At 50.4% G+C, this 25055-nt stretch carries 23 protein-coding genes and 1 other annotated feature; of the genes, 3 read left to right on the forward strand and 20 right to left on the reverse strand.

Annotated features, from left to right (window positions below):
* Positions 1 to 41: 41 nt before the first annotated feature.
* Positions 42 to 176 (reverse strand) — a sequence feature (ribosomal protein L10 leader region).
* A gap of 37 nt (positions 177 to 213) precedes the next feature.
* The 10 genes from ispD to DXC57_RS08520 all read right to left on the reverse strand — a co-directional run bounded on the left by ispD (position 214) and on the right by DXC57_RS08520 (position 8682).
* Complete coding sequence (ispD, locus tag DXC57_RS08475) at positions 214 to 981, reverse strand: 2-C-methyl-D-erythritol 4-phosphate cytidylyltransferase (protein WP_118652063.1); 768 nt, start codon at positions 979 to 981, stop codon at positions 214 to 216.
* Positions 982 to 1097: 116 nt separating this feature from the next.
* Entirely contained in the window at positions 1098 to 2267 is a 1170-nt protein-coding gene (gene tsaD / locus DXC57_RS08480; protein WP_243101389.1) for a tRNA (adenosine(37)-N6)-threonylcarbamoyltransferase complex transferase subunit TsaD, read from the reverse strand.
* Positions 2268 to 2272: 5 nt separating this feature from the next.
* Positions 2273 to 3184 carry a ribonuclease Z gene (locus DXC57_RS08485; RefSeq protein ID WP_118652065.1) on the reverse strand — a complete coding sequence of 304 codons (912 nt, stop codon included), beginning with the start codon at positions 3182 to 3184 and terminating at the stop codon, positions 2273 to 2275.
* Between the two features lie 221 nt (positions 3185 to 3405).
* Entirely contained in the window at positions 3406 to 3648 is a 243-nt protein-coding gene (locus DXC57_RS08490) for a hypothetical protein (protein ID WP_181357235.1), read from the reverse strand.
* Between the two features lie 116 nt (positions 3649 to 3764).
* Positions 3765 to 4169, reverse strand: coding sequence for an amino acid-binding protein (locus tag DXC57_RS08495; RefSeq protein WP_118652067.1), 405 nt, complete (start codon positions 4167 to 4169; stop codon positions 3765 to 3767).
* Between the two features lie 85 nt (positions 4170 to 4254).
* The gene (gene rimI, locus DXC57_RS08500; RefSeq protein WP_118652069.1) at positions 4255 to 4743 is read right to left on the reverse strand and encodes a ribosomal protein S18-alanine N-acetyltransferase; all 489 of its coding nucleotides are present in this window, start codon (positions 4741 to 4743) and stop codon (positions 4255 to 4257) included.
* Positions 4743 to 5492, reverse strand: a complete 750-nt coding sequence (gene tsaB, locus DXC57_RS08505) for a tRNA (adenosine(37)-N6)-threonylcarbamoyltransferase complex dimerization subunit type 1 TsaB (RefSeq protein ID WP_118652071.1) — start codon at positions 5490 to 5492, stop codon at positions 4743 to 4745. The genes rimI and tsaB overlap by 1 nt, the downstream gene beginning before the upstream one ends.
* A gap of 23 nt (positions 5493 to 5515) precedes the next feature.
* A complete protein-coding gene (gene tsaE / locus DXC57_RS08510; RefSeq protein WP_022360622.1) occupies positions 5516 to 5941 on the reverse strand; it encodes a tRNA (adenosine(37)-N6)-threonylcarbamoyltransferase complex ATPase subunit type 1 TsaE in 426 nt (141 codons plus the stop codon).
* Positions 5938 to 6435 (reverse strand): YcxB family protein, encoded by a 498-nt coding sequence (locus DXC57_RS08515; protein WP_118293358.1) that lies wholly within the window; start codon positions 6433 to 6435, stop codon positions 5938 to 5940. The genes tsaE and DXC57_RS08515 overlap by 4 nt, the downstream gene beginning before the upstream one ends.
* Before the next feature lie 93 nt (positions 6436 to 6528).
* The gene (locus DXC57_RS08520; RefSeq protein ID WP_118652073.1) at positions 6529 to 8682 is read right to left on the reverse strand and encodes a Tex family protein; all 2154 of its coding nucleotides are present in this window, start codon (positions 8680 to 8682) and stop codon (positions 6529 to 6531) included.
* Between the two features lie 232 nt (positions 8683 to 8914).
* Here DXC57_RS08520 and DXC57_RS08525 point away from each other — a divergent pair, with 232 nt between their 5' ends.
* Positions 8915 to 9295: a hypothetical protein gene (locus DXC57_RS08525; protein ID WP_118492426.1), complete on the forward strand. Its 381-nt coding sequence runs from the start codon at positions 8915 to 8917 to the stop codon at positions 9293 to 9295.
* 93 nt (positions 9296 to 9388) lie between these two features.
* On the opposite strand, the gene DXC57_RS08530 is transcribed toward DXC57_RS08525, so the two are convergent.
* The 5 genes from DXC57_RS08530 to DXC57_RS08550 all read right to left on the reverse strand — a co-directional run bounded on the left by DXC57_RS08530 (position 9389) and on the right by DXC57_RS08550 (position 15711).
* Positions 9389 to 10606 (reverse strand): homoserine dehydrogenase, encoded by a 1218-nt coding sequence (locus tag DXC57_RS08530; protein WP_117796088.1) that lies wholly within the window; start codon positions 10604 to 10606, stop codon positions 9389 to 9391.
* A 5-nt stretch (positions 10607 to 10611) separates the two neighbouring features.
* A complete protein-coding gene (locus tag DXC57_RS08535; protein WP_107001373.1) occupies positions 10612 to 11055 on the reverse strand; it encodes an ACT domain-containing protein in 444 nt (147 codons plus the stop codon).
* Positions 11056 to 11259: 204 nt separating this feature from the next.
* Entirely contained in the window at positions 11260 to 12387 is a 1128-nt protein-coding gene (gene prfB, locus DXC57_RS08540; protein ID WP_117796089.1) for a peptide chain release factor 2, read from the reverse strand.
* A 212-nt stretch (positions 12388 to 12599) separates the two neighbouring features.
* Positions 12600 to 15182: a preprotein translocase subunit SecA gene (gene secA / locus DXC57_RS08545; RefSeq protein ID WP_118652075.1), complete on the reverse strand. Its 2583-nt coding sequence runs from the start codon at positions 15180 to 15182 to the stop codon at positions 12600 to 12602.
* A 145-nt stretch (positions 15183 to 15327) separates the two neighbouring features.
* Positions 15328 to 15711, reverse strand: coding sequence for a hypothetical protein (locus DXC57_RS08550; RefSeq protein WP_118652077.1), 384 nt, complete (start codon positions 15709 to 15711; stop codon positions 15328 to 15330).
* A gap of 372 nt (positions 15712 to 16083) precedes the next feature.
* Between DXC57_RS08550 and raiA the strand changes: the two genes are divergently transcribed.
* The gene (gene raiA, locus DXC57_RS08555; protein WP_022360630.1) at positions 16084 to 16611 is read left to right on the forward strand and encodes a ribosome-associated translation inhibitor RaiA; all 528 of its coding nucleotides are present in this window, start codon (positions 16084 to 16086) and stop codon (positions 16609 to 16611) included.
* 112 nt (positions 16612 to 16723) lie between these two features.
* Here the strand turns inward: raiA and DXC57_RS08560 are convergent, their stop codons facing one another.
* The 4 genes from DXC57_RS08560 to trxB form a co-directional block, all read right to left on the reverse strand.
* On the reverse strand, positions 16724 to 18391 hold the full coding sequence (locus DXC57_RS08560; RefSeq protein WP_118652079.1) for a formate--tetrahydrofolate ligase: 1668 nt from the start codon (positions 18389 to 18391) through the stop codon (positions 16724 to 16726).
* A 123-nt stretch (positions 18392 to 18514) separates the two neighbouring features.
* On the reverse strand, positions 18515 to 19159 hold the full coding sequence (locus tag DXC57_RS08565; protein ID WP_118652081.1) for a cyclodeaminase/cyclohydrolase family protein: 645 nt from the start codon (positions 19157 to 19159) through the stop codon (positions 18515 to 18517).
* Positions 19160 to 19414: 255 nt separating this feature from the next.
* Positions 19415 to 20962 carry an SH3 domain-containing C40 family peptidase gene (locus tag DXC57_RS08570; RefSeq protein WP_118652083.1) on the reverse strand — a complete coding sequence of 516 codons (1548 nt, stop codon included), beginning with the start codon at positions 20960 to 20962 and terminating at the stop codon, positions 19415 to 19417.
* A 211-nt stretch (positions 20963 to 21173) separates the two neighbouring features.
* A complete protein-coding gene (gene trxB, locus DXC57_RS08575) occupies positions 21174 to 22091 on the reverse strand; it encodes a thioredoxin-disulfide reductase (protein WP_118652085.1) in 918 nt (305 codons plus the stop codon).
* A gap of 448 nt (positions 22092 to 22539) precedes the next feature.
* Here trxB and DXC57_RS08580 point away from each other — a divergent pair, with 448 nt between their 5' ends.
* Positions 22540 to 23271 (forward strand): SDR family oxidoreductase, encoded by a 732-nt coding sequence (locus DXC57_RS08580; RefSeq protein ID WP_118652087.1) that lies wholly within the window; start codon positions 22540 to 22542, stop codon positions 23269 to 23271.
* On the opposite strand, the gene DXC57_RS08585 is transcribed toward DXC57_RS08580, so the two are convergent.
* Positions 23268 to 24641, reverse strand: a complete 1374-nt coding sequence (locus DXC57_RS08585; protein ID WP_347501922.1) for an MBOAT family protein — start codon at positions 24639 to 24641, stop codon at positions 23268 to 23270. The two genes, DXC57_RS08580 and DXC57_RS08585, sit on opposite strands and share 4 nt — an antisense overlap.
* Positions 24642 to 25055: the final 414 nt, after the last annotated feature.

Raw genomic sequence — 25055 nt, forward strand, 5'->3', positions numbered from 1 at the left:
TTTACCTCCTGTTTTATTTCTATAACCGCCTGGTAAACGTTTTCTGTAAAATAAAATCCCTCCGTCACTCGCAGGACAGGGGGATAGAAATATACAACGATATCAGTTCCCTCGGCAGGCGTATTAACCTTATGCCTTTCGGCACCTGCTGTCTTCGGCAGTTAAACACGATAAATACTATAACATAGAAGTCAAGGGTTGTCAATAGACCTATTAACTTTTTTTATTTTGTAAAAATGCAGCCGCGACCTCCATATCCTCCGGTGTTGTCACCTTGATATTCCGGTAAGAACCTTCGGTCAGGCGTACCTTGTGATCGGTCATCGTCTCGACCACCATCGCATCATCCGTCACTCCCTGCTGGTACTCTTCCCGACTCATCATCTTGTCATACGCCGCGCGGATCAGCGGGTAAGTAAATCCCTGCGGTGTCTGAATCATCCAGACATACGCCCGTTCCGGCGTCACAGAGGCAAATCCGTCCGCATCCGCCAGCTTGACCGTATCCTTTGACGGCATGCCTGCCACTGCTGCGCTATAACTTCGTATATCTGATACGATACGTTCAATCATCGGCTCGTCCACAAACGGACGCGCCCCGTCATGAATCAGGACGCAGTCTCCCTCCCCATAGGAAAGCTGGCTGCCGAGCGCCTTTAAACCCTCGTAGACCGAATGGTAGCGCTCTTTTCCGCCCGCAACGATAGCGCGCACCTTGGAAAATCCATATTTTCCTACAATCTCGTCCCGGCAGTACGCGATCTCATCCGCCCCGGTCACCAGAATCACATCATCGACCCGGCTTTCCTCAAACGCGTGAAGTGCATACCAGATGACCGGCTTTTCCTCCAGAAGGAGAAACTGCTTCTGAATCTTGCTTTTCATCCGTTTTCCCTGTCCGGCTGCCAGAACGATAGCGGCGGTGCGGGTCGGATGCGGTGTAATTTTCTCTTTCCCAAATTGATCCAATGTATGTTCCATCTCGTTTCTCCTCCATGCCAGAACAATCTCTTAAAACACTCTTTTTCCACTTTTTGTCAAATCAATATTTTTTAAAAAAACTAACCGCAAAACAATTCTTCCTGAAAAAATTTGTATTATCTCTCGCCCAGCTTCAAATTCGGCACCGCATTCAGATCCCAGCCTGCGCGCGCGCCCTTCTTATATTCATAGTACGCCGCCGCGCCGATCATCGCCGCATTGTCCGTACAGAAGATCGGTGACGGATGGAAGAACTGGATGCCCGCCTCTTTACAGGCCTTCTCCATGCCCGCCCGGAGAGCGGAGTTGGATGCCACACCGCCGGCGATCGCCACGCGCTTATAGCCGTGCTGTTTCGCCGCCTCGATCGTGCACGATACCAATACTTCCACAACCGCATTCTGGAACGAAGCCGCCAGATCCGGCACGTTGATCTCCTCGCCCATCATTTTCGCATGGTTAATATAATTTAAGACCGCTGATTTTAAGCCGCTAAAGCTGAAATCATATGGATTGTCGCCCACTTTTGCCCGTGGAAACTCAATCGCATGTGGATTCCCCTCTTTTGCCGCCTTATCGACCTTCGGGCCGCCCGGATAACCGAGCCCGACCGCGCGTGCCACCTTGTCAAACGCCTCGCCTGCTGCATCGTCTCGGGTGCGTCCCAGAATCTCAAATTCGCCATAATCTTTCACAATCACCAGATGTGTATGTCCGCCTGACACGATCAGGCACATGAACGGCGGTTCCAGATCCGGATTTTCGATGAAATTTGCCGATACGTGCCCCTCGATATGGTGTACGCCGACCAGCGGCTTCTTCGCCGCATACGCGAGTGCTTTGGCTTCCGCCACACCGACCAAAAGCGCGCCAACCAGCCCTGGACCGTAGGTAACTGCAATCGCCGTCATCTCCTCCAGACTCATATGTGCCTCTGTCAGCGCCTCTTCAATAACCTGGTTGATCTTCTCGATATGCTTTCTCGACGCAATCTCCGGCACAACGCCGCCAAACAGCGTGTGAAGATCGATCTGGGAAGATATGATATTGGAAAGAACGGTACGTCCGTTTTTCACGACTGAAGCTGCTGTCTCATCACAGGAACTCTCGATTGCAAGAATGTAAACATCTTCTGATGGGTGTCCGTTTTCTGTATCATGCACGGAAATCTCTGCCCCCGATACCGGAGCTTTCCCTGGTCCCCGTTCCAATGCTCCTGAAACTGGCATTTCCATCCGTTCTTCCTTCTTTTCTTCTATATTCTCTCTCTTTTCTTCCGTCTGCATCGCCCTTACTCCTCATCAAATCCCAGCTCTGCCGTCCAGCCATCGCGGGCGGCTTTCGCTCTCGGGAATATCTCACGCACTTTATCCATATAATCATCCGGACGGATGAGCGACGGGCTGTAATGAGTCAGCCACATTTCCTTCGGCTGGGCCTCCTTCGCCAGGTGCGCCGCCTCCTGGAATGTCATATGCTTGTATTCTCTCGCCTTGGCTTCTTTCCCGTCCTCGCCGTACATGCCTTCACAGATAAACAGATCCGCATCCTTCGCGTACTCCGCAATTACCGGAAGCGGTCTCGTATCGGTACAGTATGCCACCTTGATTCCCTTCCGGTCACCTCCGAGCACCATATCCGGTGTCAGCGTTCTGCCTTCCTCCTCGATCGTCTCCCCCTTCTGCAGGCGGCTCCAGAACTTCTGCAGAATCTCCTGCGCCCGCGCGCGTTCCACATCGAACCGTCCCTTTCTCGGAATCGAAATCGAGTACCCATAACAGGTCACATTATGGTTGACCCGGTACGCATCGATCACATACGGTCCAATCTGAAGCTGCTGTCTCGGCTCCGTCAGCTCGATAAACTCAAGCGAAAACGGCAATTCCGGCGCGATCGTCCGCAGTGCCGTTACCACGCGTTCCAGTCCCTTCGGTCCAATCATCGTGATCGGCTCCGTCCGCTCCGCATTTCCCATCGTCAACAAAAGTCCCGGCAGACCGCTGATATGATCCGCGTGATAATGTGTAAAACAAATCACATCCACCGGCTTCGGGCTCCAACCCTTTTCTTTCAACGCAATCTGCGTGCCTTCCCCGCAGTCTATCAGCAAATTGCTGCCCGAGCAGCGGACCATCAAAGCCGTCAGCCACCGATACGGCAGCGGCATCATCCCGCCCGTTCCCAGCAAACATACATCTAACATGAAACATCCTCTTTTCTATTAAATAAATGATTCATAATAAATCTTTTTAATTAAAAGTCATGCAAAAAGCTGTCAAAACAGCTTTCCCCCTAACTCCCATATCATTTAATAATATCATAAAGAAATACTATGTTGCAAGCCAGAAATTCAGCAATCCAATTCACTGGAGAGACGCAGATGGCGCACCGCCTGTCCCGCGTTTCTCCGTTCCCCTCACGACTCTACAATAGTTCCGTCCTCTCCTCCTTATCTGCCTCAATCAGAAATTCCCGCGTCACTCCATCATAACACTCCTCGCACAGATCAAAATGATGCACCTCCCCATCTTTCTCCGAAAAATAGTCCCATGCCACATCAAAATGCGCCGCTCCTTCGCGCAGAATGCCTTCTTTCACCGCCAGCTTCTTCCCGCACCGGTTGCAGACAACCGACAGAAGAATGCCGCTCTCTCCATATTTTCTCATGCTCTCCTCGCCTTTCTCTTCTATATACGCAAAATGGAGAAGCCATGTCCTCCACAGCTTCTCCATCATTATACTGTTTTTTATACCGGTTTTTAAGCGGAAAGTGCTGGAAATACTTACAGTACCTTATATCCCTTCGATGTCAGGCAGATGCTGACCTCCCTCACATCGTCCGTGTGAAGCACCATAACCGGCTTGCCAGAATCACGATTGAAGGAGAGATACAGGTAATCTACATTGATATTGCTCTCTTTGAGGGAAATTAACAGACGGTTGAGTGCTCCGACCTCGTCATCCAGTTCGACGCCAAGCACCTCTGTCAGACGGCAGAGATAACCAGCTTCCGCCAGCACTTTCTCCGCGTGCTCTGGATTAGAAACAACCATACGGATAATACCGTACTCCGCACTGTCATTCGTGATCGAACCCCAAATGTTAATATTCTCCTTCTGAAGAAGGGATGTAATATTCTGTAAACGCCCTTTCTTATTCTCTGCAAAAATAGATACCTGACTCAGCATATGAACCTCCTACCGTTCTTTTCTTTTGGTTTAACACTGTAAAGTGTTACGCTTTTATCTGTTAAACAGTATACTCATTTCCATTTCATCTGTCAATGCTTTTTCCGCTTCTTTTCCAATAAATCAGCGCATCTTCCGTCGGCCCGCTGTAATAATTCTTCCGAACCGCCTCTTTCTGAAAGCCATACGCCTCATACAGCGCAATCGCCGGGGCATTGGATGCACGCACCTCCAAGGTGATATCCTCGACGTTTTCTTCCTCTGCTTCCCTTAACAGCCGTTCTATCAGAAGCCGCCCATAGCCGCGCCCCCGGCACGCGCCGTGAACCGCGATCCGCATCAGCTCGCCTTCCCCGGCAATGACGCGGAAATTGCTGTAGCCACGGACGGTTTCATCCTCTTTCAGCACCCAGGCTTTATCCCAGCTGCTCGTCAGCAGATCCTGTAAAAGCTTCTCCGACCATGCATCCGAAAAGCATTCCAGTTCCAGTGCCCGGACAGCAGGAAGATCCCCCGGCTGAAAATCCACTATCTGAACACGAAGCTTTTTTTGCGTTCCCGTTCCTGCCGCCATTATTTCTTCTCCACAACCACAATACCGGCTGCCAGCTTATCCATCTCGCCCTGGCGCTCTGCGACCTCGCGCTCGCGCTCCGCCTGCGATTTCCGCAGATAATCCGGCTTGTGCTCGGCTGCCGTCTCGGTCTTTCCCTCTGCCAGATACACTGCGCCAAGCGCTGCCACCGCCGAAGCTCGCTGACGGCTCGCCTGTGCCGGTGCAAACGAATACGGCACCTTCATCTCTTCCTCGATCACCGCCCGGTTGACCGGCACACCGTCCCCCAGGAAAATCACGCGCTCGCCGCGCTCATTTAACTCGGCAATCAACGCATGGATATCCGTAATGTACTGTTCTTTCACAATCTCGAACTTCTCTTCATACCGATAGAGTCCCGTGTACACCTGCTGCCGTCTCGCATCCAGCATCGGGCAGATGAGCGCCGAAGCCCCGTACAGACAATATCCCATCGCATCCATCGTCGGCACATGGATCAGCGGCTTCCCAAGCGCCAGTCCCAGTCCTTTCGCTGTCGCAGAGCCAATCCGAAGCCCCGTAAAAGATCCTGGACCGCCGGATACTGCGATTGCATCGATGCTTTCCAACGGCACCTCCAGCATTTTCACAATCTCATCAATCATCGGAAGAAGTGTCTGCGAATGCGTTTTTTTCTGATTCACCGTATATTCCGCCGTGATCACATCATCCGTAACAATAGCAACCGATGCCACCAGGGATGCGCTTTCGATTCCCAAAATTCTCATTTTCTCTTTCCTCCTGTCGCCGGCTACTGCTCGTTTACTGAAATTTTCCGGTAATCAAAGCCCTTTTCCAGATCCTTTTCAATCGTGATCTGGATCGGATGTTCCGGCAGGATCTCGCGGATGCGCTCCGACCATTCGATCAGGCAGATGCCCTCGCCGTAGAAATAGTCCTCATAGCCAATCTCATCCATCTCGTCCACATCGCCGAGACGATATACATCAAAATGGTAGAGCGGCAGGCGCCCATCGTCGTACTCCTGCACGATCGTGAAAGTCGGGCTGTTGACCGGTTCCTGAATTCCAAGTCCCGCGGCAAACCCCTGCGTAAAAACCGTCTTTCCTACGCCCAGATCACCATTCAAACAATACACCTGCCCTGCCTGCGCTTCCATTCCAAGCTTTTTTCCAAACGCATACGTCTCTTCCGGGCTGTTTGTTTCTATCATCATGCTCGAATTCCTCTTCTCTTTTCCTGCGGCAGATTTCTTGTAAGCATACTGAGAAAAATCTGCTCCTCCGAACCTCTGAACACGCGCTTCGGCATCAGGTACGCCTTGTCTCGACCCAGGTAAAGCACATATATTCCCGCGATCTTTTTCACTTTTACCAGCTTATCCCAGCTGATCTCACCCTTGCCGTTCGCCTGGCGGGCACGGATGCCCTCGTCTCCAATGTGAAATACAATCTCAGCTCCCGTTTTCGCATCCCCGGCGGTGCGCTCTGCCTGTTTCCAGATTGCAAAAATCTGAAAGCCTGTCAAGGCAATCACTCCCAGAATCACCAGATTCGTCACCTGCGTTCCCAGACGTTCCTCGCTGGCTGCCGCTGCAATAATAACGAGCACCGTCAGTATGATGCATCCGATTCCACGCAGTCCCGCCCAGAAATTGTACATCGAATAAATAAAAATCTCTTTTGGCTGTATTTTTACACGTAAGTCCATTTTATCTTCTCCCTAATTTTCTATGCCTTATCCGCCGCCCCATTCCAGTCAGCGCTCCTGCATCCTATAACCAACGGCTGAATCTGCCGTGGTTTACTTCGTCTCCCGGATTTTCATCGTCAGCGAAATGCGCTTCTTCGCCACATCAACCGCCAGCACCTTGACCTCCACGATATCCCCGACGCTGACCGCCTCCAGCGGATGCTTGATATAGCGGTCTGTCATCTGGGACACGTGAACCAGACCATCCTGATGCACGCCGATATCCACAAACGCACCGAAATCAATGACATTCCGCACGGTTCCTTTTAAAATCATGCCCGGCTTCAAATCCTTCATTTCCAGCACATCCGTGCGGAGAATCGGCTTCGGCATCTCCTCACGCGGGTCGCGCGCCGGTTTTTCCAACTCGCTCACAATATCGAGTAAGGTCGGCTCGCCGATCGAAAGCTCTTTTGCCAGCTTTGCCGTATCCGCGATCTCCTTGCGGATATTGCGGATGCCGCCCGCCGCGATCTCCTTCGGATCATGTCCAAGCTGCTTTAAAAGTGCCTCCGCTGCTTTATAGCTCTCCGGGTGCACACTCGTCGCATCGAGCGGATTCTTGCCGCCCTGGATCCGCATAAATCCGGCGCACTGTTCATACGCCTTCGGTCCCAGCTTCGCCACCTTCAAAAGCTCACGGCGCGTTGAAAATGCGCCATTCTCCTCCCGATATGCCACGATATTTTTCGCAATCGTCTTGTTAATGCCGGAAATATAGGCGAGCAGAGGCGCCGATGCCGTATTCAGATCCACGCCGACCTTATTTACGCACGTTTCCACCACGCCCTGCAGCGCTTCGCTTAAATTTTTCTGGTTCATATCATGCTGGTACTGACCGACTCCAATGGATTTCGGATCAATTTTTACCAGCTCCGCCAGCGGATCCTGCAGGCGTCTCGCGATCGATGCCGCACTTCTCTGTCCGACGTCAAACTGCGGAAATTCCTCCGTCGCCAGCTTGCTCGCCGAATAAACCGACGCGCCCGCCTCATTGACGATGACATACTGAACTTTCTCTGGAATTTCTTTTAAGAGTTCCACGATGATCTGCTCAGATTCTCGGCTTGCCGTACCATTCCCCACTGAGATCAGGGAAATGCCGTACTTGCGGATCAGCTTTTTCACGATCTCCTTCGACTCTTCCACTCGGTTCTGCGGCGCAGTCGGGTAAATGACCGTCGTATCGAGCACTTTTCCCGTCTCATCCACAACTGCCAGCTTGCAGCCCGTCCGGAATGCCGGATCCCAGCCGAGCACCACGCATCCTGCGATCGGCGGCTGCATCAGGAGCTGTTCCAGGTTCTTGCCAAATACCTGAATCGCGCCGTTCTCTGCCGTTTCTGTCAGCCCCGCGCGGATCTCGCGCTCGATCGCCGGTCCGATCAGGCGGCGGTAGCTGTCCAGAATCACTTCTTCCATCACGCGCGCCGCATCCCCATCCGGGCGGATAATCAGCTGTTTCTCCATATACCGGACAATCTGCTCCTCCGGCGCTATAAGCTTCACGCTCAGAATCTTCTCTTTCTCACCGCGGTTGATCGCCAGCACACGGTGTCCCGCCAACTTTTTGACTGGTTCGGAGAAATGATAGTACATCTCGTACACCGACTGTATCTTCTCATCCTTTGCGGATGCCTCCAAAAGACCGTCCTGCATCGTCTTTTTACGTGCGTAGTTGCGGTATTTTGCCATCTCGCTGATCTGCTCAGCCAGAATATCACGCGCGCCGTCTATTGCCTCTGAAACATCTGCAACACCCTTTTCTTCCGACACGTACTTCGCCGCCTCCGCCTCCAGGCTGCCGCCCGCTTCCTGCTTGTAAATCCAGACTGCTAACGGTTCCAGCCCTTTCTCACGGGCAATTCCGGCACGGGTGCGCCGTTTCGGGCGGTACGGAAGATAAAGATCTTCCACCGCAACCAGCGTCGCCGCATCGCGGATCTGTTTCTCCAGCGCCGGAGTCAGCTTCTCCTGGGCGCGGATCGCACCGATCACCTGCTCCTTTTTATCCTCCAGATTCCGAAGATAGCGCAGTCGCTCATCTAGCTGGCGCAGCACCTCATCATTCAGGGAACCGGTCGCCTCCTTGCGGTAGCGCGCGATGAACGGGATCGTGTTTCCCTCATCGATCAGCTTTACCGCCGCTTCGACCTGATTTCTCCCTATCTGAAGCTCTTCTTTCAATGCCTGTATAATATCCATGCAAAAACTCTCCTTCAATATCAATACGCTGTTTAATCATACCATTCCAGCGCATATTTCGCAAGTCAATGCCTAACTGGACAAGCGGCTTTATTCATGATACACTTTTATCGGATTCAATCCGCCAGATGGGCATAGATTTTGTTTTGCCCTATTCAGCGGCTGTCTCTAATTTTCAGAAAAGGATGTAGCTGTTTTCTTTTTTCACAGTTATGAAAGGATTAGATATACGATGAGTTATTACGATGAAACACCTTCTCCGAAGGAACATTCAGATACAAATGAAACCCGGCGCAATCGTTCGCGCCGCTATGCTACGATGTCAATGATGTGCGGCATCTTCGCATTTTTCTCCCTGTTTTTGAGTTTTTCCGCCGCGATTCTGCTCGGAATGTCGGCGAATGTACTGTTTGTCCTCTCCAAGGAGGAAGGACAGCCGCGGCGCGGCAGCGCAGTGGTCGGGCTGATACTGGGAGTTATGTCTACCATCTTTGGAGTAGTTGAGTTTTTCTGCCTGATCCAGGTGTACCATATGATTACGGATCCGCAATATGCGCCGTTTTTTGATCAGGCAATGGAGTTGTATGAGAGTTTGATTGGTCCGTTACAATAAAATGATTGGCAAGGGGACCTTTTTCTGTGTATTTCTTGCGTTAAAAAGCACACCGCGTCATGAATGACTTTGGCGTGCTTTTTACTTTATATCCTATTTTGTATAGCGAATCGTCTGGCGGATATCTTCCTCGAATGCCGCTGCCAGTTTCCGGAAGCGTGCTTCGGTCATTTCTCCGGTTATGACCGCAAATTCGTCCATCTCCGGGAGTTCGATGGTTTCTGCTTCACCGAAGGCTGCACGCACATCGGCAAGTTTGTCGGCTGATTTGCCTGCCAGTCGGAGGAAGTAGCTGAAGGTTACTTCGCCCATTGGTGCAACTGGCTGTTTTTCGTCGGTCCAGCCGGTCGGGATGTTGTCTTCCATGTGTCCGGCGATCTCTACGATGTCGCTGACGACTGCGCTGGCGGTCGGGAGTTTTCCGGCGCCGCTGCCGTAGAACATGACGGTTCCAAGTGTATTGCCGCGAACCATGACTGCATTGTATACGTCATTGACTGCAAAGAGCGGATGATCCGGTCCGATCATCATCGGGCATACATAGACGCTGGCTTTATTGCCTTCCATGCGGCTGGTTCCAAACAGTTTAATCGAAGTTCCCAGCTTTGCCGCATATTTGAAATCGGTATCGGTAATCTTTGTGATGCCCTCGGTCGGCACATCTTCGTAATTTACTTCTTTTCCAGTTGCCAGTGAGGTAAGAATCGTGATCTTGCGGCAGGTATCGTAGCCTTCTACGTCTGCCTCCGGGTTGCGCTCTGCATATCCGAGTTCCTGCGCTTTCTTCAAGGCTTCCTCAAAGGTCTGACCTTCTCTTGCCATCTTGGTAAGGATGTAATTGGTTGTACCGTTTAAGATACCGCTGATTTCCTCGATCTTCTCGCCTGCAAGAGACTGGGTCAGCGGACGCAGAAGCGGGATGCCGCCGCCTACGCTGGCTTCAAAGAGGAAGTTTAAGTTCTTCTCGCGTGCAATCGCCAGAAGCTCGGTGCCGTGTGCCGCTACAAGTGCCTTGTTGGAGGTCACAACGTGCTTACCGGCTAACAGGCACGCTTTTGCAAACTTGTATGCCGGATTGACGCCGCCCATCGCCTCTACAACGATCTCTACGTCTTCGTCTTTTTCAATGATCTCAAAATCATGAACAATCTGCGCTTCGTGCGGATCACCCGGAAATTCACGCAGATCCAGAATATATTTTACTGCAATCTCTTTGCCGGTTTTTTCTGTGATTTTGTCTTTGTTGGTTTCTAATACTTCTACGACTCCGGAACCAATTGTTCCATAGCCCATCACTGCTACCTGAATCATAATCTTTACTCCCTGGCTATAATTTTTACGTTGTGTACTCCCGAATTTTCTTCCATCTCTTCGACCATATGCGATATATTTCCGGTATCCGAACGGACTTCCACGCTGAGTGTCAGCGTCGCCACATTGTTGACCGGAATACTCTGATGAATCGTCAGAATATTTGCCTTGTAAATCGCTACGATATGAAGAAGATCCGATAAAAGTCCCTGTTCATCATCCATCTGCAGCACCATGGTAATCGTCTTGCCCTTGGCGTTGTCATAAAATGGAAAAATATCGTCCTTATACTTGTAAAAGGAACTCCGGCTGATCCCCAGCTGGTCGGTCGCCTCCTGAATCGTCATCGCTTTTTCTGACGCAATGAGCTTCTTCGCTTCCGCCACCTTCAAAAGGACTTCCGGCACTGCTTTCTGCTTTAACAGATAATACTTTGTTTTTTCTTCCATTCCATCTCCGCTTGTGTACGCACCAGAAATACATTTGTGTTTACCAGAAAGATATTATCACATTTATTGACACTCTGCAATCTATTTCTTTCATTATAGTCGAATTGTATCTGTAAAAAAACAGCCCAAACTGACGGCACTCGACAGAGCGCTTTCTTCTCCGTCAAACTTTTGTGCCGCCAATCCAGGCTGTTTTATCTTCTTTTATGCTTCTTCTGTCTTCTGGTTTTTCAGGCTGATCCACTTTAAATACGCACTGATAAACAGATCAATATCACCGTCCATCACCGCGTTCACATTGCCGTTTTCCGCGTTTGTCCGGTGATCCTTGACGAGCGTGTACGGCTGCATAACGTAGGAACGAATCTGATTTCCGAAGTTGATGTCCTTGACATCGCCGCGGATGTCGGACAACTTCTCGGCATTTTCCTGTTGTTTGAGCAGGTACAGCTTTGCCTTTAACATCTGCATCGCCTTGTCCTTGTTCTGGAACTGGGAACGCTCATTCTGGCACTGTACGACGATACCGGTCGGCAGATGCGTGATACGGATCGCGGAGGACGTCTTGTTGATATGCTGTCCACCGGCACCACTCGAGCGATAAGTATCGATCCGCAGATCGTCCGGATTAATCTCCACATCCAGATCTTCTTCAATATCCGGCATGACATCACAGGAAACGAATGAGGTCTGACGCTTGCCAGCCGCGTTGAACGGGGAAATACGGACCAGACGATGGACGCCTTTCTCCGATTTCAGGTAGCCGTAGGCATTTTCGCCGTTGACCTGCAGTGTGATGGACTTAAGTCCCGCCTCGTCGCCGTCCAGGAAATCAAGCACCTCGGTCGTAAAGCCCTTTTTGTCCGCCCAGCGCTGGTACATACGATACAGCATACTGCACCAGTCCATCGCTTCGGTACCGCCCGCGCCCGCGTTCAGCTTAAGGATCGCGTTGCAGCCGTCGTACTCGCCGGACAGGAGTGTCTTTGTGCGGAGTTCTTCCAGCTCTTTGACGAACTCATCTAACATCTCCTGAATCTCCGGAATCATCGCCGGGTCATTTTCCTCATAGCCCATCTCGATCATGACCTGGATATCCTCATACTGCTGTTCAAGGTGCTTGTAGCCATCCACGGTATCTTTGAGATTTTTCGCCTCACGGACCGTCTTGGTCGAGCGCTCCGGATCATCCCAGAAGCCCGGTTCTTCCATTGATTTGTCAAGCTCCGTGATGCGGCGCTCCTTATTTTCCAGATCCAGGGAATCCTTGACCTCTTTCAGCGTCTCATCGTAGGTTGATAATGTATACTTAAACTGATCTAATTCAACCATGCTCTCACCTTCTCCATTCTCATCTATCTGCTGCCATTTTTCTCAACGGTTCAGCATTCTTTCAGTTATATTTTGTTACGGATCACACACATATAGACCGTAACTCTTTTTTATATTTGGAAAAATTCCCGGAACCAGGTATTTCGCCATAGTTTCGGGAATTTTCTGCACAGACTGCTGCAAAATCACGGCAGCCTGCCTTCTTTCATCTATTAATTCTTCGCGTACAGCTTCCGTCCACAGCACTGTTTGTACTTCTTGCCGGAACCGCATGGGCACGGATCGTTCGGGTAAATCTTCTTCTCCTCACGCTTCTTCGGTGCCTGCACGGTGCTGTCGTCACGGTTGGTTCCCGTTACCTTGGCAGCCGGTTCACGCTCGACCTTCTGCTCTGCACGGATGTGGAACAGAATACGGACGGTATCCTCACGGATCGCTGCCGTCATGCTGTCGAACATCTCATAGCCGCTCATCTTATACTCAACCAGCGGGTCTCTCTGACCATATGCCTGCAGACCGATGCCTTCGCGCAGCTGATCCATATCGTCGATATGAGCCATCCACTTTGCATCAACCACTTTCAGAAGGATCACGCGCTCCATCTCGCGTACCTGTTCCGCGCTTGTAAACTCTGCCTCGCGTGTCTCATAAAGCTTCGTTGCCGCCTCTTTGAGCATATGTTTCAGCTCATTTTTCTTCATATGCTGCTGGTCTTCCGTCAGCTGAATCGGCTCTAACGGGATAACCGGAAGCAGCAGGGAATTTAACTCGGACAGATCCCACTCAGCCGGTTCCTGCTCATCAGAGATGGACATATCTACGGCGTTTTCTACGATATCCGTGATCATCTTCATGATAACGGAACGCATATTCTCGCCATCCAGTACACGGCGGCGCTCTGCGTAGATTGCCTCACGCTGCTCGTTCATAACCTCGTCGTATTTTAACAGGTTCTCGCGGATACCGTAGTTGTTGGTCTCGATCTTCATCTGTGCTTTCTCAATCGCCTTGGAAAGCATCTTGTGCTCGATCTGCTCATTCTCCGGTACGCCCATGGCGTTGAACATATTCATCAGACGCTCTGAACCGAAGAGACGCATCAGGTCATCCTCCAGGGACAGGTAGAAACGTGATTCACCCGGATCGCCCTGACGTCCGGCACGACCGCGCAGCTGGTTATCAATACGTCTGGACTCATGACGCTCTGTACCGATAATCTTTAAGCCGCCCAGTTCTCTGGAAATCTCATCCAGCTTAATATCCGTACCACGACCTGCCATATTAGTCGCGATCGTAACGGCACCGTGGATACCTGCATCTGCTACGATCTCAGCCTCCAGCTCATGGAACTTCGCATTTAATACCTTATGCGGAATGCCGCGTCTTGTCAGCATCTTGCTCAGAAGCTCGGAAGTCTCGATCGTAATGGTACCAACCAGAACCGGCTGTCCCTTTTCATGGGCTGCTGCCACTTCCTCGACAACCGCATGGAATTTCTCTTTTTTCGTCTTATAAACCGCATCCTCGTAATCAATACGCTGTACCGGGCGGTTCGTCGGGATGGAGATAACGTCCATCTGGTAAATGTTACGGAACTCCTTCTCCTCGGTCTGTGCCGTACCGGTCATACCAGCCTTCTTGTTGAACTTGTTGAAGAAGTTCTGGAAGGTAATGGTTGCCAGCGTGCGGCTCTCACGGCGCACATGTACGTGCTCCTTCGCCTCAATCGCCTGATGGAGACCATCGGAATAACGGCGTCCCGGCATGATACGTCCGGTAAACTCATCGACGATCAGAACCTCGTCATCTTTTACCACGTAGTCCTTATCGCGGAACATCAGGTAGTTGGCACGCAGTGCCAGGATGATGTTGTGCTGGATCTCTAGGTTCTCCGGATCCGCCAGGTTCTCGATGTGGAAGAAATCTTCAACCTTCTTCACACCAGCCTCGGTCAGGTTGACTACTTTATCTTTCTCATTGACTACGAAATCGCCTGTCTCCTCGATCTCCTCGCCCATGATGGCTGCCATCTTGGAAAATTCTGCTGATTCCTCGCCCTTTTCCAACTGACGTGCCAGAATATCGCAGACCTCATAGAGCTTCGTGGACTTGCCGCTCTGTCCGGAAATGATAAGCGGGGTTCTCGCCTCATCGATCAGGACGGAATCGACCTCATCGATGATCGCATAGTCCAGATTCCGCATAACCATCTGCTCTTTGTAGATCGCCATGTTGTCACGCAGGTAATCGAAACCAAGCTCATTGTTGGTAACGTAGGTAATATCACAGTTGTAAGCTTCCCGGCGCTCGTCGGAATTCATTGAATTTAAAACCACGCCGACCGTCAGACCGAGGAATCTGTGAACCTCGCCCATCCACTCTGCATCTCGTTTTGCCAGGTAGTCATTGACGGTAACGATAAATACGCCATTTCCAGCCAGCGCATTTAAGTACGCCGGTGCGGTGGAAACCAGGGTTTTACCTTCACCAGTACGCATCTCTGCGATACGTCCCTGATGCAGGACGATACCACCGATCAGCTGAACCGGGTAATGCTCCATATTTAATACCCGTCTCGCCGCCTCACGCACGGTTGCAAATGCCTCCGGCAGGAGGTCGTCCAGCGTCTCGCCGTTTGCAAGGCGCTCTTTGAACTTGCGCGTATTGTCGCGCAGTTCGTCATCCGATAAGGCAACCATCTGCTCGCGCATACCTAAAATCTTATCCACAATCGGGCGGATCAGCTTCAGCTCGCGTTCGCTGTGGGTACCAAACACTTTCTCTATCAGATTCATGCTTTTCTCTCCTATTTCTTGCTTTCTCATTCTTTTTTCGTTTTTATAGCTCAATGTATGATATGTTTTAGATCGAAAAGATCGTATAGGTATAGTTATACAATCTTATTTATTCTAACACTAACAGGGATTTTATTCAATGATTTCATGATTTTTTTACATTTATTCTGCGCACACGCCCGGCTGAGATAAGCCGAACCTGCCGTACCCGGAAAATCCCAGCCATAAAACAAGACCCTCCATACACGAACAAAGGAACCTGCTGTAAAACGCTGCCTCCCTGCCTATCCAGGTAAAACGTTTTTTCTTCTGCCAGCCCGCCAACTTTATGGTAAACCAGACAAGTTGCACAAAATATATGTTCGACTTTCTTGTTGTCCACATTATCCACATTTTGTCCCCAGTTTTGTGGATAAGTTTTGCACACCCGTTTTTTCCCTTTTTTAGGGAAAATGGAGTTTTGCACCGACTTATCCACATTATCCACAATTTCCGTCTGTTCACGAAGCCCCCATTGTCCCCGGCGCATTTTGATTTCTTTTTTGTTCAGATCTCATAAACTTGCATATTTCTTCCAAAAATACAAGCAGATCTATTGACAAATGAAGAACCCTTGCATTGCCTCCAAACCCCCGTTTTTTCTAGCTTTTTCGACCTTTTTCTGTTGCAAAAACACACCCATTCTGCCCTATCCTGCAAGACTCTTTTTTCATATTTCATTGTCCGCCGCACAAACCGCGCGCAAATCCCTTATAAAACAACAGCAATTCGTGAAAAATCAAACGACACAGTATTTCGACCTGTTTTTCAATTAATTGTGTTGACAATTTTGCGAAAAAGGTTGAATTTAACATCCAAAAGTGGTATACTATAGCCATCCCAATAAAAAGGAGCGATGATTATGCGTTATAAGATTACTGGAAGAAATATCAATGTTACCCCGGGGTTAAAAGCAGCTGTAGAGGAGAAGATCGGAAAGTTAGAGCGATACTTCAATCAGGACACTGAAGTGAATATCACACTTACGGTTGAGAAAGATCGTCAGAAGATCGAGGTTACCATCCCTGTCAAAGGCACCATCATCCGTGCAGAGCAGGAAAGCAACGATATGTATGTATCGATTGATTTGGTAGAAGAAATCATCGAGCGTCAGCTCAAAAAATATAAGAATAAAATCGTAGACAAGAAACAGGCAGCTGTTGCATTCTCTGACCTCTTCATAAACGAAGAATATGATTCCAACGACGAAGTAGATATCGTCAAAGTAAAGAAATTCGCTATGAAGCCGATGGATCCGGAAGAGGCTTGTGTACAGATGGAACTCTTAGGACATAGCTTCTATGTATTCCTGAATTCCGAGACCGAGCAGGTCAATGTTGTTTACAAACGTAAAGGCAACACCTACGGATTGATCGAACCAGAATTTTAATTCATCGCTTCGTACTATAAGTAGACAAGTTTCCTGGCAAAAAGGGGAGCTGCCATGTGGCAGTTCCCCTTTTTGCGTTGTGTTAAGTTCCATTCATATCCAATTTCTTTTCTTAGAACAGACCCGTGATTCGTCCATTCTCATCGACATCGATCTTCTCTGCCGCCGGCACCTTCGGAAGTCCTGGCATCGTCATGATGTCGCCGGTCAGCGCTACGATGAAGCCTGCGCCCGCGGATACTTTCAGGTTGCGAACAGTTACTGTAAAGTTCTTCGGTGCGCCGAGCAGCTTCGCATTGTCCGAAAAGCTGTACTGCGTCTTCGCCATACAGATCGGATAGTTACCAAATCCAAGCTCAGTCAGGCGTTTTGCCTGCTTCTTTGCTGCATCCGTGAGTACAACGCCGTCGCCGTGGTAGATCTTCTTCACGATCGCATCCAGTTTCTCCTCGATCGTTGTATCGGTCTCGTAGCAGTAGTGGAACTCGCTCTCAGTCTCGCACAGGCGGATGACTTCCTTTGCCAGCTCCTCGCCGCCTTCTCCGCCTTTCGCCCATACCTCGGACAGAGCTACATTGACACCGACCTCATGACACTTGTCCTCGATCAGCTTTAATTCTGCCTCGGTATCCATTGGGAAACGGTTGATCGCTACGACACACGGAAGTCCATATACCTTGGTAATATTTTCTACATGCTGCATCAGGTTCGGAAGTCCCTTCTCCAGTGCTTCCAGATTCTCTGCGTTTAAGTCAGCCTTCGCCACGCCGCCGTGATGCTTCAAGGCACGTACCGTCGCTACTACAACGACCGCCGACGGTTTCAGCTCTGCCATCCGGCACTTGATATCCAGGAATTTCTCCGCACCCAGGTCAGCGCCGAAGCCAGCCTCTGTGATCGTGTAATCACCCAGCTTTAATGCCATCTTTGTCGCAATGACGGAGTTACATCCATGCGCGATGTTCGCGAACGGACCGCCGTGGATAAATGCCGGTGTATGCTCTAAGGTCTGTACCAGGTTTGGTTTCAGGGCATCCTTTAAAAGAGCCGTCATCGCGCCCGCTGCTTTCAGATCACCGGCAGTGACCGGTTCCTCGTCATAGGTATAACCTACGATAATCTTGGAAAGGCGTTCTTTCAGATCCGTAATGTTGCGTGCCAGGCACAAAACTGCCATGATCTCGCTGGCAACCGTGATGTCATATCCGTCCTCACGGGTCACGCCATCCACGCGGCGTCCCAGACCATCTACGATGTTGCGGAGCTGACGGTCATTCATATCGACAACACGCTTCCAGGTAATGCGCTTCGGATCGATGCGGAGTGCATTGCCCTGATAGATATGATTGTCCAGCATCGCTGCCAGCAGGTTGTTTGCTGCGCCGATCGCGTGGAAATCACCGGTAAAATGGAGGTTGATATCCTCCATTGGAATGACCTGTGCATATCCGCCGCCAGCTGCACCACCTTTAACACCAAAGACCGGTCCCAACGACGGCTCACGAAGCGCTACAGTTACCTTTTTGCCAAGACGTTTCAATCCGTCTGCCAGACCGACCGTGGTCGTGGTCTTTCCTTCTCCGGCTGGAGTCGGGTTGATCGCGGTCACCAGAATCAGTTTTCCATCCTTGCCCTCGGTCTCTTTCAGAAGATTGTAGTCAACCTTTGCCTTATAATTTCCATACTGCTCCAGATACTTCTCGTCTACGCCTGCCGCCTGTGCAATCTCACCGATTTTCAGTGGATTCGCTGCCTGTGCAATCTCAATATCTGTCATCATTACTCCTGTACCTCCCTGTTTTTGCGGTTTTGCCTGTTCCGGAAGTTTTCACACAATGAATGTTATCTGCTTTATCTTCTGTAAAAAAGATCCCCTGTGAATTTCCCGGAAAGGCTGTGAATGTTATCTATTATATACTGTGTCTGACAATTTGGAAAGACACAAAATTGATTTTTCACAAAAAATTGCATCCGATTCCAGTTTTTCTACTCTTTTCTCAAGTTCTGATACATAACTTTCGTCCTTGATCGATGCCAGATTGATCTTCACATTAAAGAGCGCACCCACAACCGCTGTCCGGGCTAACATCGCCGCAATCAGACCGTCGGAAACGGCACCTTTATTGCCCCTCTTTACGACCGCTTCCGCCATCGGAAAAATCTTTGCCGCTGACTCCGCAATCGCAAGCGGCGCTTCGGTCGCCTCTTTTAACCCCTGCTGCAGGGCGGCAGTGCGGATTTTTTTCTCCTCCTCCGTCTCCTTCGGAAGCTTCAGCGCTCTCATATATCCATTGAACGATTCGCTGTCCTTTTTGATCCCCGCCAGCAGCTCCTCATGCAGCGCAGCGCCCTCAGCTGCCAGCGCCTGCATTTTCTCCTGCACCCCGGCATATTTTTCCTTTCCGATCGTCAGATTTGCCACCATTTCCATCAATGCCGCACCCAGCGCCCCCACCAGCGCCGACACGCTTCCGCCTCCCGGTACAGACGTCTTCGAAGCAGTTTCTTCTACGAACTGGTTTACGGAAAGTTCTCTTAATTCTGCCATGATTTTTCTCCTTTTTTATGAAAAAGAATGTGCCTTGGCACATTCTCGCGCCGAGCGCGGTCGCTTGCGACATGTTTCTGCTTCGCGCGAGTGCATACATTTTCCTATGAAAATGAAAAAATACCGCAAAATTGCTTGTCTCACCGATCAGAAATCTTCTGCCCCGCTGGCAACGTAATTTTGCGGTATTCCCACCGCGCCCTACGGATATGAAATCGTTCCGTAAGAACCGATATACTCCTTTATCTGCGTTTACTAATTTAAGAATGAAACTGCCTTACACGGTGTTCGGTAGTTGGACGGCGAAATCTTGATGCCGCTCTTTGCCGTACTTGCGTGGATAACCTGTCCATTGCCTATGTAAAGTGCTACGTGATTGATATAATTGCCGCTCGCATAAAAAAGCAGATCGCCCGGCTGTACTGCGCTGACCGCAACCTCCTTGCCCTTTGCCGCCTGATCTCTCGAGCTTCGTCCGGTTGAAATACCGAAATGTGCAAATACACTCATTGTAAATCCGGAACAATCCGCGCCGTTTGTCAGACTGGTTCCGCCGTATACATACGGATTTCCAAGGAACTGCTTTGCATATGCCACAACCGCAGAACGGGTAGCATTTGTTACTTCATTTCCAGAAGAGGACGTACCGCCTGTGCCTGGTCCGCCGCCCGGTCCAACGCCGCTTGCAGTGGTCGCTTTCGTCGCTGCCGCGGTAGTCGGCGCTTTCGTCTCAGCTGCCTTTGTCGTCTCCTTGGCTGCCGCTGTCGTCCCAGCTGCCTTGCTTTCGCTCGGATTCGCCTCTATTGTTCCGCTGTAGGAAGTCTCCGATGCTTTGGTCGTCTCTTTGGCAGCTGCCGTGGTTTCCTTCGCCGCTGCCGTGGTTTCCGCTGCCCTCGACTCTTCCTCGGCTTTCTTCTTTACCTGTTCCAGGTTCTCGATCGCCGCATTCGCTTCCTGTTTCAGTTTTTCTTCTTCCGCTTTCTGCTGCTGTTCCTCAGCTACGGAAACTGCCTGCTTAAAGTCTACCTGTGTCGTAATATAATCTTTATACACATATCCGACCAGATCATTATCGACGGAAATCTTGGCAAAATCGCCCTCTTCTCCAATCACCTCATACTCTGCATCGGCAGAAAGAAGATCCAGCGTCTTGCCCTCTAAGCTCGGCGTCTCTCTCAGGCGAAGCGTAGAGGTATTTGTAACCTTCGCGTAGGTTGTGCCGACTTCCCTGGCAATCTTGGACGCCTCCTCGCCGGTCACAAAATACTGTGCTTTAATATAACCGGTCACGGAACCCGACTGGATATGGTACCATTTGCCGCCCTCGCCGTCCACCGTGTCCAGAATTGTCGCCGCACAGTTATTATAAATCTTTCCAACTACCTCGCTGCCTGTGCTCGCCTGTGCGCGAACATTGACATAATTGGTCACACGGGAAATCGCGATATTATCGTAGATCGACTTGGACATCGCGCGGACAACCGCCTCAGTCTCGCCAGTTGTCTCCTTTGGCTGGGCTTTCGTCTCTGCTGCCACCTGTGCCGGTCTGGCTGTCTGCGCGCCGCCTGCCACGCCCATCTGACCGGCTCCCGCCACTGCCAGAACTTCTTTAGAAGCAAATGCCTCCGCCAGCTCTTTTTCCGGGTTCAAGCTGCTCGCATAGTAATTATTGATCGCCACTGACGCACCAGCGACCGGGGCATCCGTCTCCAGATTCATCGCCGCCTGGGCGCTCATCTGTCCCGTCCCTGCCATCACAAGGCACGCTCCTGATGCTATCAGAAATTTCAGCGTTTTTCTCATAAGAACCTCCTACTCTTCTGTCCGTTCTGTTCCGTCGTTTTATCTCAAACTGTAACTGTTCAGTACCTTCACAGTCACGCGCAAAAATCCATTAAAAATTGCCTACGGCAATGGGATTTTTGCCTGCTGACCCATGTTTTCGTACGGTCAGCGCAGTAAATGCGCAGACCTACTAAACAGTTACTCTGTTTTCTTCTATGTTAAAAATGAGTTATGCCTGAAGATATCGCTCTGCAGATGCCACGCAGTTTGCACCGTCCGATGCCGCTGTCAGAATCTGGCGCAGCGCCTTGGTCCGGACATCTCCGGCTGCAAATACGCCCGGAACGCTCGTCTGACCGCTCTCATCCGCCCGGATATAGCCCTGCTCATCAAGCTCTAACTGACCCGCATACAGCTCACTCTCCGGTGCGATTCCGACCGCAATAAAGACGCCATCCACGTCCAGCCGCCTCTCTTCTCCGGTTTGGGTCTGTCTCAGCCGCAATGCCTCCACCTGACCATTTCCTTCAATCGCAGCCGTCTCACTGTTCCAGACAAATTCAATATTTTCAAGCGCCTGTAAGCGCTCCTGCAGCCGTTTTGCCCCGCGAAGCTTGTCTCTGCGGTGGACGATATATACTTTTTCACACATCCGCGCAAGAAAAATTGCATCTTCCAGCGCCGCGTCGCCGCCGCCCACAACGGCAACCGTCCTTCCCCGGAAAAATGCCCCGTCGCAGGTCGCGCAGTATGAAACGCCTGCCCCGCGAAGTTCCTCTTCTCCCGGCACCTCCAACGTCCTGTGATGTGCTCCGGATGCCAGAATCACACAGCGTGCCTCATACGTCTCTTCCTCGCAGACTACTTTCTTCACGTTTCCTGAAAGCTCGACCTGCACGACCTCATCCTGTACAACTCTTGCTCCCAGCTTGTTTGCATGCTCCCGGAACTGTCTGGAAAGCTCAAAGCCGGTCACACCCGGAAATCCCGGATAATTGTCCACCTCCCAGGTATTCAGCACCTGTCCGCCGCTGATTCCATTCTTCTCTATCACAATCGTGTCCAGACACGCCCGCTGTGCATAAATCGCCGCACTCAAGCCAGCTGGTCCGGAACCAATGATTATTATATCATACATGGTATACAGTCCCTTTCTTCCGAATCTGTTCGGTAATTGATCCGCTCTATCGCTGTGTCAGATCCATTTGGTTTTAGTATAACACATTTTGGCACTTTCATACAATGCTGTAAAACACTCAGAAGAGCAAAAAATGGATGAAAATTTCTTACGATTTTATGACAGGCGGAAAAATGAAACTATTTCATGAATTTTAAATACATGCTATAATTCAATCAAATATGATGTTGGGGTCAAAAGCTTTTGACCCCTCTGATACCGAATTGCTCTGCACTGCGTGCTCCCGCAATTCTCAAAAACATTCGCAATTCGCTCATTTTTCTTTGAAAAATGGCTACTTACTCATGTTTTTGGCGGGTCCCAAGGTCAAAAATTCTCCTGCAAGCAAGCTTGCGTCGAACTTCTGACCTTTTGACCCTGGTATCATCAAATATACGCATATAAGGAGTTTACTGCCATGAATCATAAAACTATCCTCGTAACCGGCGCTTCCCGCGGAATCGGGAAAGCGATTGCATTAACCTACGCCAGGAATGGCTGGGATGTCGTGATTACCTGCCTGAGGCGGGAAGAAGAATTAAAAAAGACCCAGCGCGAAATCGAAGCGCTGGGCGTTTCCTGCCTTGCCTGGATGGGCGATGCGGGCGATTTTGAGAGCTGTTCCCGCCTGTTTGACGCGATCCGGGAGCGCTTCGGTTCCCTGGATGTCCTCGTCAACAATGCAGGGATTTCCTACATCGGTCTGTTCCAGGATATGACGCCGGACGAGTGGAACCACATTCTCAATACCAACCTGACCTCCGTCTTCAACTGCTGCCGCCTCGCCATTCCGATGATGGTGTCACGCAAATCGGGACGCATTCTCAATATTTCCTCCGTCTGGGGCATCTGCGGCGCTTCCTGCGAAGTCGCCTATTCTGCCACCAAAGGCGGCATCAACGCCATGACGCGCGCCCTCGCGAAGGAACTTGCGCCGAGCAGCATCCAGGTCAACGCGATCGCCTGCGGCGCTATTGACACCGAAATGAACCAGTTTCTCGATGAAGAAGAACGGAATGCCCTGCTGGAAGAAATTCCAGCAGGACGTATGGGGCGTGCCGAGGAAGTCGGAAAACTGGCATACCAGCTGGGGAGCGAGGACTCCTATTTAACGGGACAGATAATTCAACTGGACGGCGGCTGGATCTAAAACCTGAAATAAATAAACGGATTATATGTGCTGCTGACGAGATACATGGTACACAAAAACAGCAGCACAGCCATAATCACAATATCCACTGTCTTTGTCACTTCTTTCTCATACAAATGCTCCCGCAGCTTCGGGCATATACTCTGCACGATGCCCGAAAGCAGCACGCCCAGCACCGCAAGAAAAATCACTTTCCGATTCACGAACAGCGACGCCGGATAGATGCCGTTCTCCCAGGTAAACATCTGATGCAGGATCACTTTCGCATCCGCCAGCGTATCGGCGCGGAAGAACACCCAGCCAACCACTACAACCAACGTCGTATAGATGTGATTCAGTCCCCGGAAGCAGTTCTTCTCCAATAGCTTCCCAAGTCCCATGCGTTCCACCACCAGAAACAGCCCATGGTACAATCCCCAGATGATAAAGGTTGCCCCAGCGCCATGCCAGAGCCCGGTCGCAAAAAAGACAATCAGCAGATTAACATACGTCCGCACCTGCCCTTTTCGGTTGCCGCCCAGCGGGATATAAAGATATTCCCTAAACCAGGTCGAGAGTGAAATATGCCAGCGTCTCCAGAACTCGCGGATCGAGGTAGAGATATACGGATAATTGAAGTTCTCCATAAAATCAAATCCAAACATTTTTCCCAATCCGATCGCCATATCCGAATATCCCGAAAAATCAAAATAAATCTGAAGTGTGTACAAAACCGCCAACATCCACGCATTGACCGTTCCCAGCTGTGCCAGCGGTTTCTCCATCATCCAGTCCACCGTCGCCGCAAAGGTATTAGCAAACAACATTTTTTTCGCCAGTCCGTAGGAAAAGCGCTTGATTCCATACGCCATCCCCTCCGCCGTACACTGCCGGTTCCCAATCTGTTCGCAGACATCGTGATACTTGACGATCGGTCCCGCGATGAGCTGCGGAAAGAAGGAAATATAGAGCGCCAGATGAAAGATATTTTTCTGCGCCTGAATCGTCCCCCGGTACACATCCACCACGTAGGAAAGCGCCTGAAACGTGTAGAAGGATATTCCGACCGGAAGAGCAATCTCGCGGAAAGAAAGGGTATGTGCGCCGCCCGCAAAGCGGCTTAACAGAGAATTTGCAATCTCGACTGCGAAGTTAAAATATTTGAAATAGCCCAGAAGAAGGAGGTTTAAAAACACGCAGGTTGTAACAGCAAGGCGCATTCTGCGTTTACTCTGCATCCTCCCAATCCACAATCCAAAGAAATAATTCAGCCCGATCGAAACAAGCATCAGAATCACATACTTCGGCTCGCCCCACGCATAAAAAAAGAGGCTGGCAGCCAGAAGGACGCCATTGCGGATATGCAGATTTTTTGTTATAAAATAAAGCAAAAATACCGCTGGCAAAAAATACCATAGGAACACAAGGGAACTAAATAACATAAATCATACCATCCTGTATTTGTTACTGTTCACGCATACGTGCCCAGTAACGGAATTTGCCGTGGCTTCTCATTTAAATACGGCAAATTCCTGCCGCCACCACGTTTTCTTACGGCGCTTTCGGTTCCAAAAGTGCCTACCCGTGAACAGTAACCTGTATTTTCTTATATAGCAGATAAATCATATCTATATTCCAGACACTCTATTATACGGGTAATCCCCCTTAATCTGTCAAGTGTTTTTGACCAGAATAAAAAATGTGCCTTGGCACATTCTCGCGCCGAGCGCGGTCGCTTGCGACATATTTCTGCTTCGCGCGAGTGCGCATCCTCGCGGAGCGTTTTTTGTTTCATAGGACGCAAT

The organism is Clostridium sp. TF06-15AC (assembly GCF_003481165.1).
Taxonomy (GTDB): domain Bacteria; phylum Bacillota; class Clostridia; order Lachnospirales; family Lachnospiraceae; genus Otoolea; species Otoolea fessa.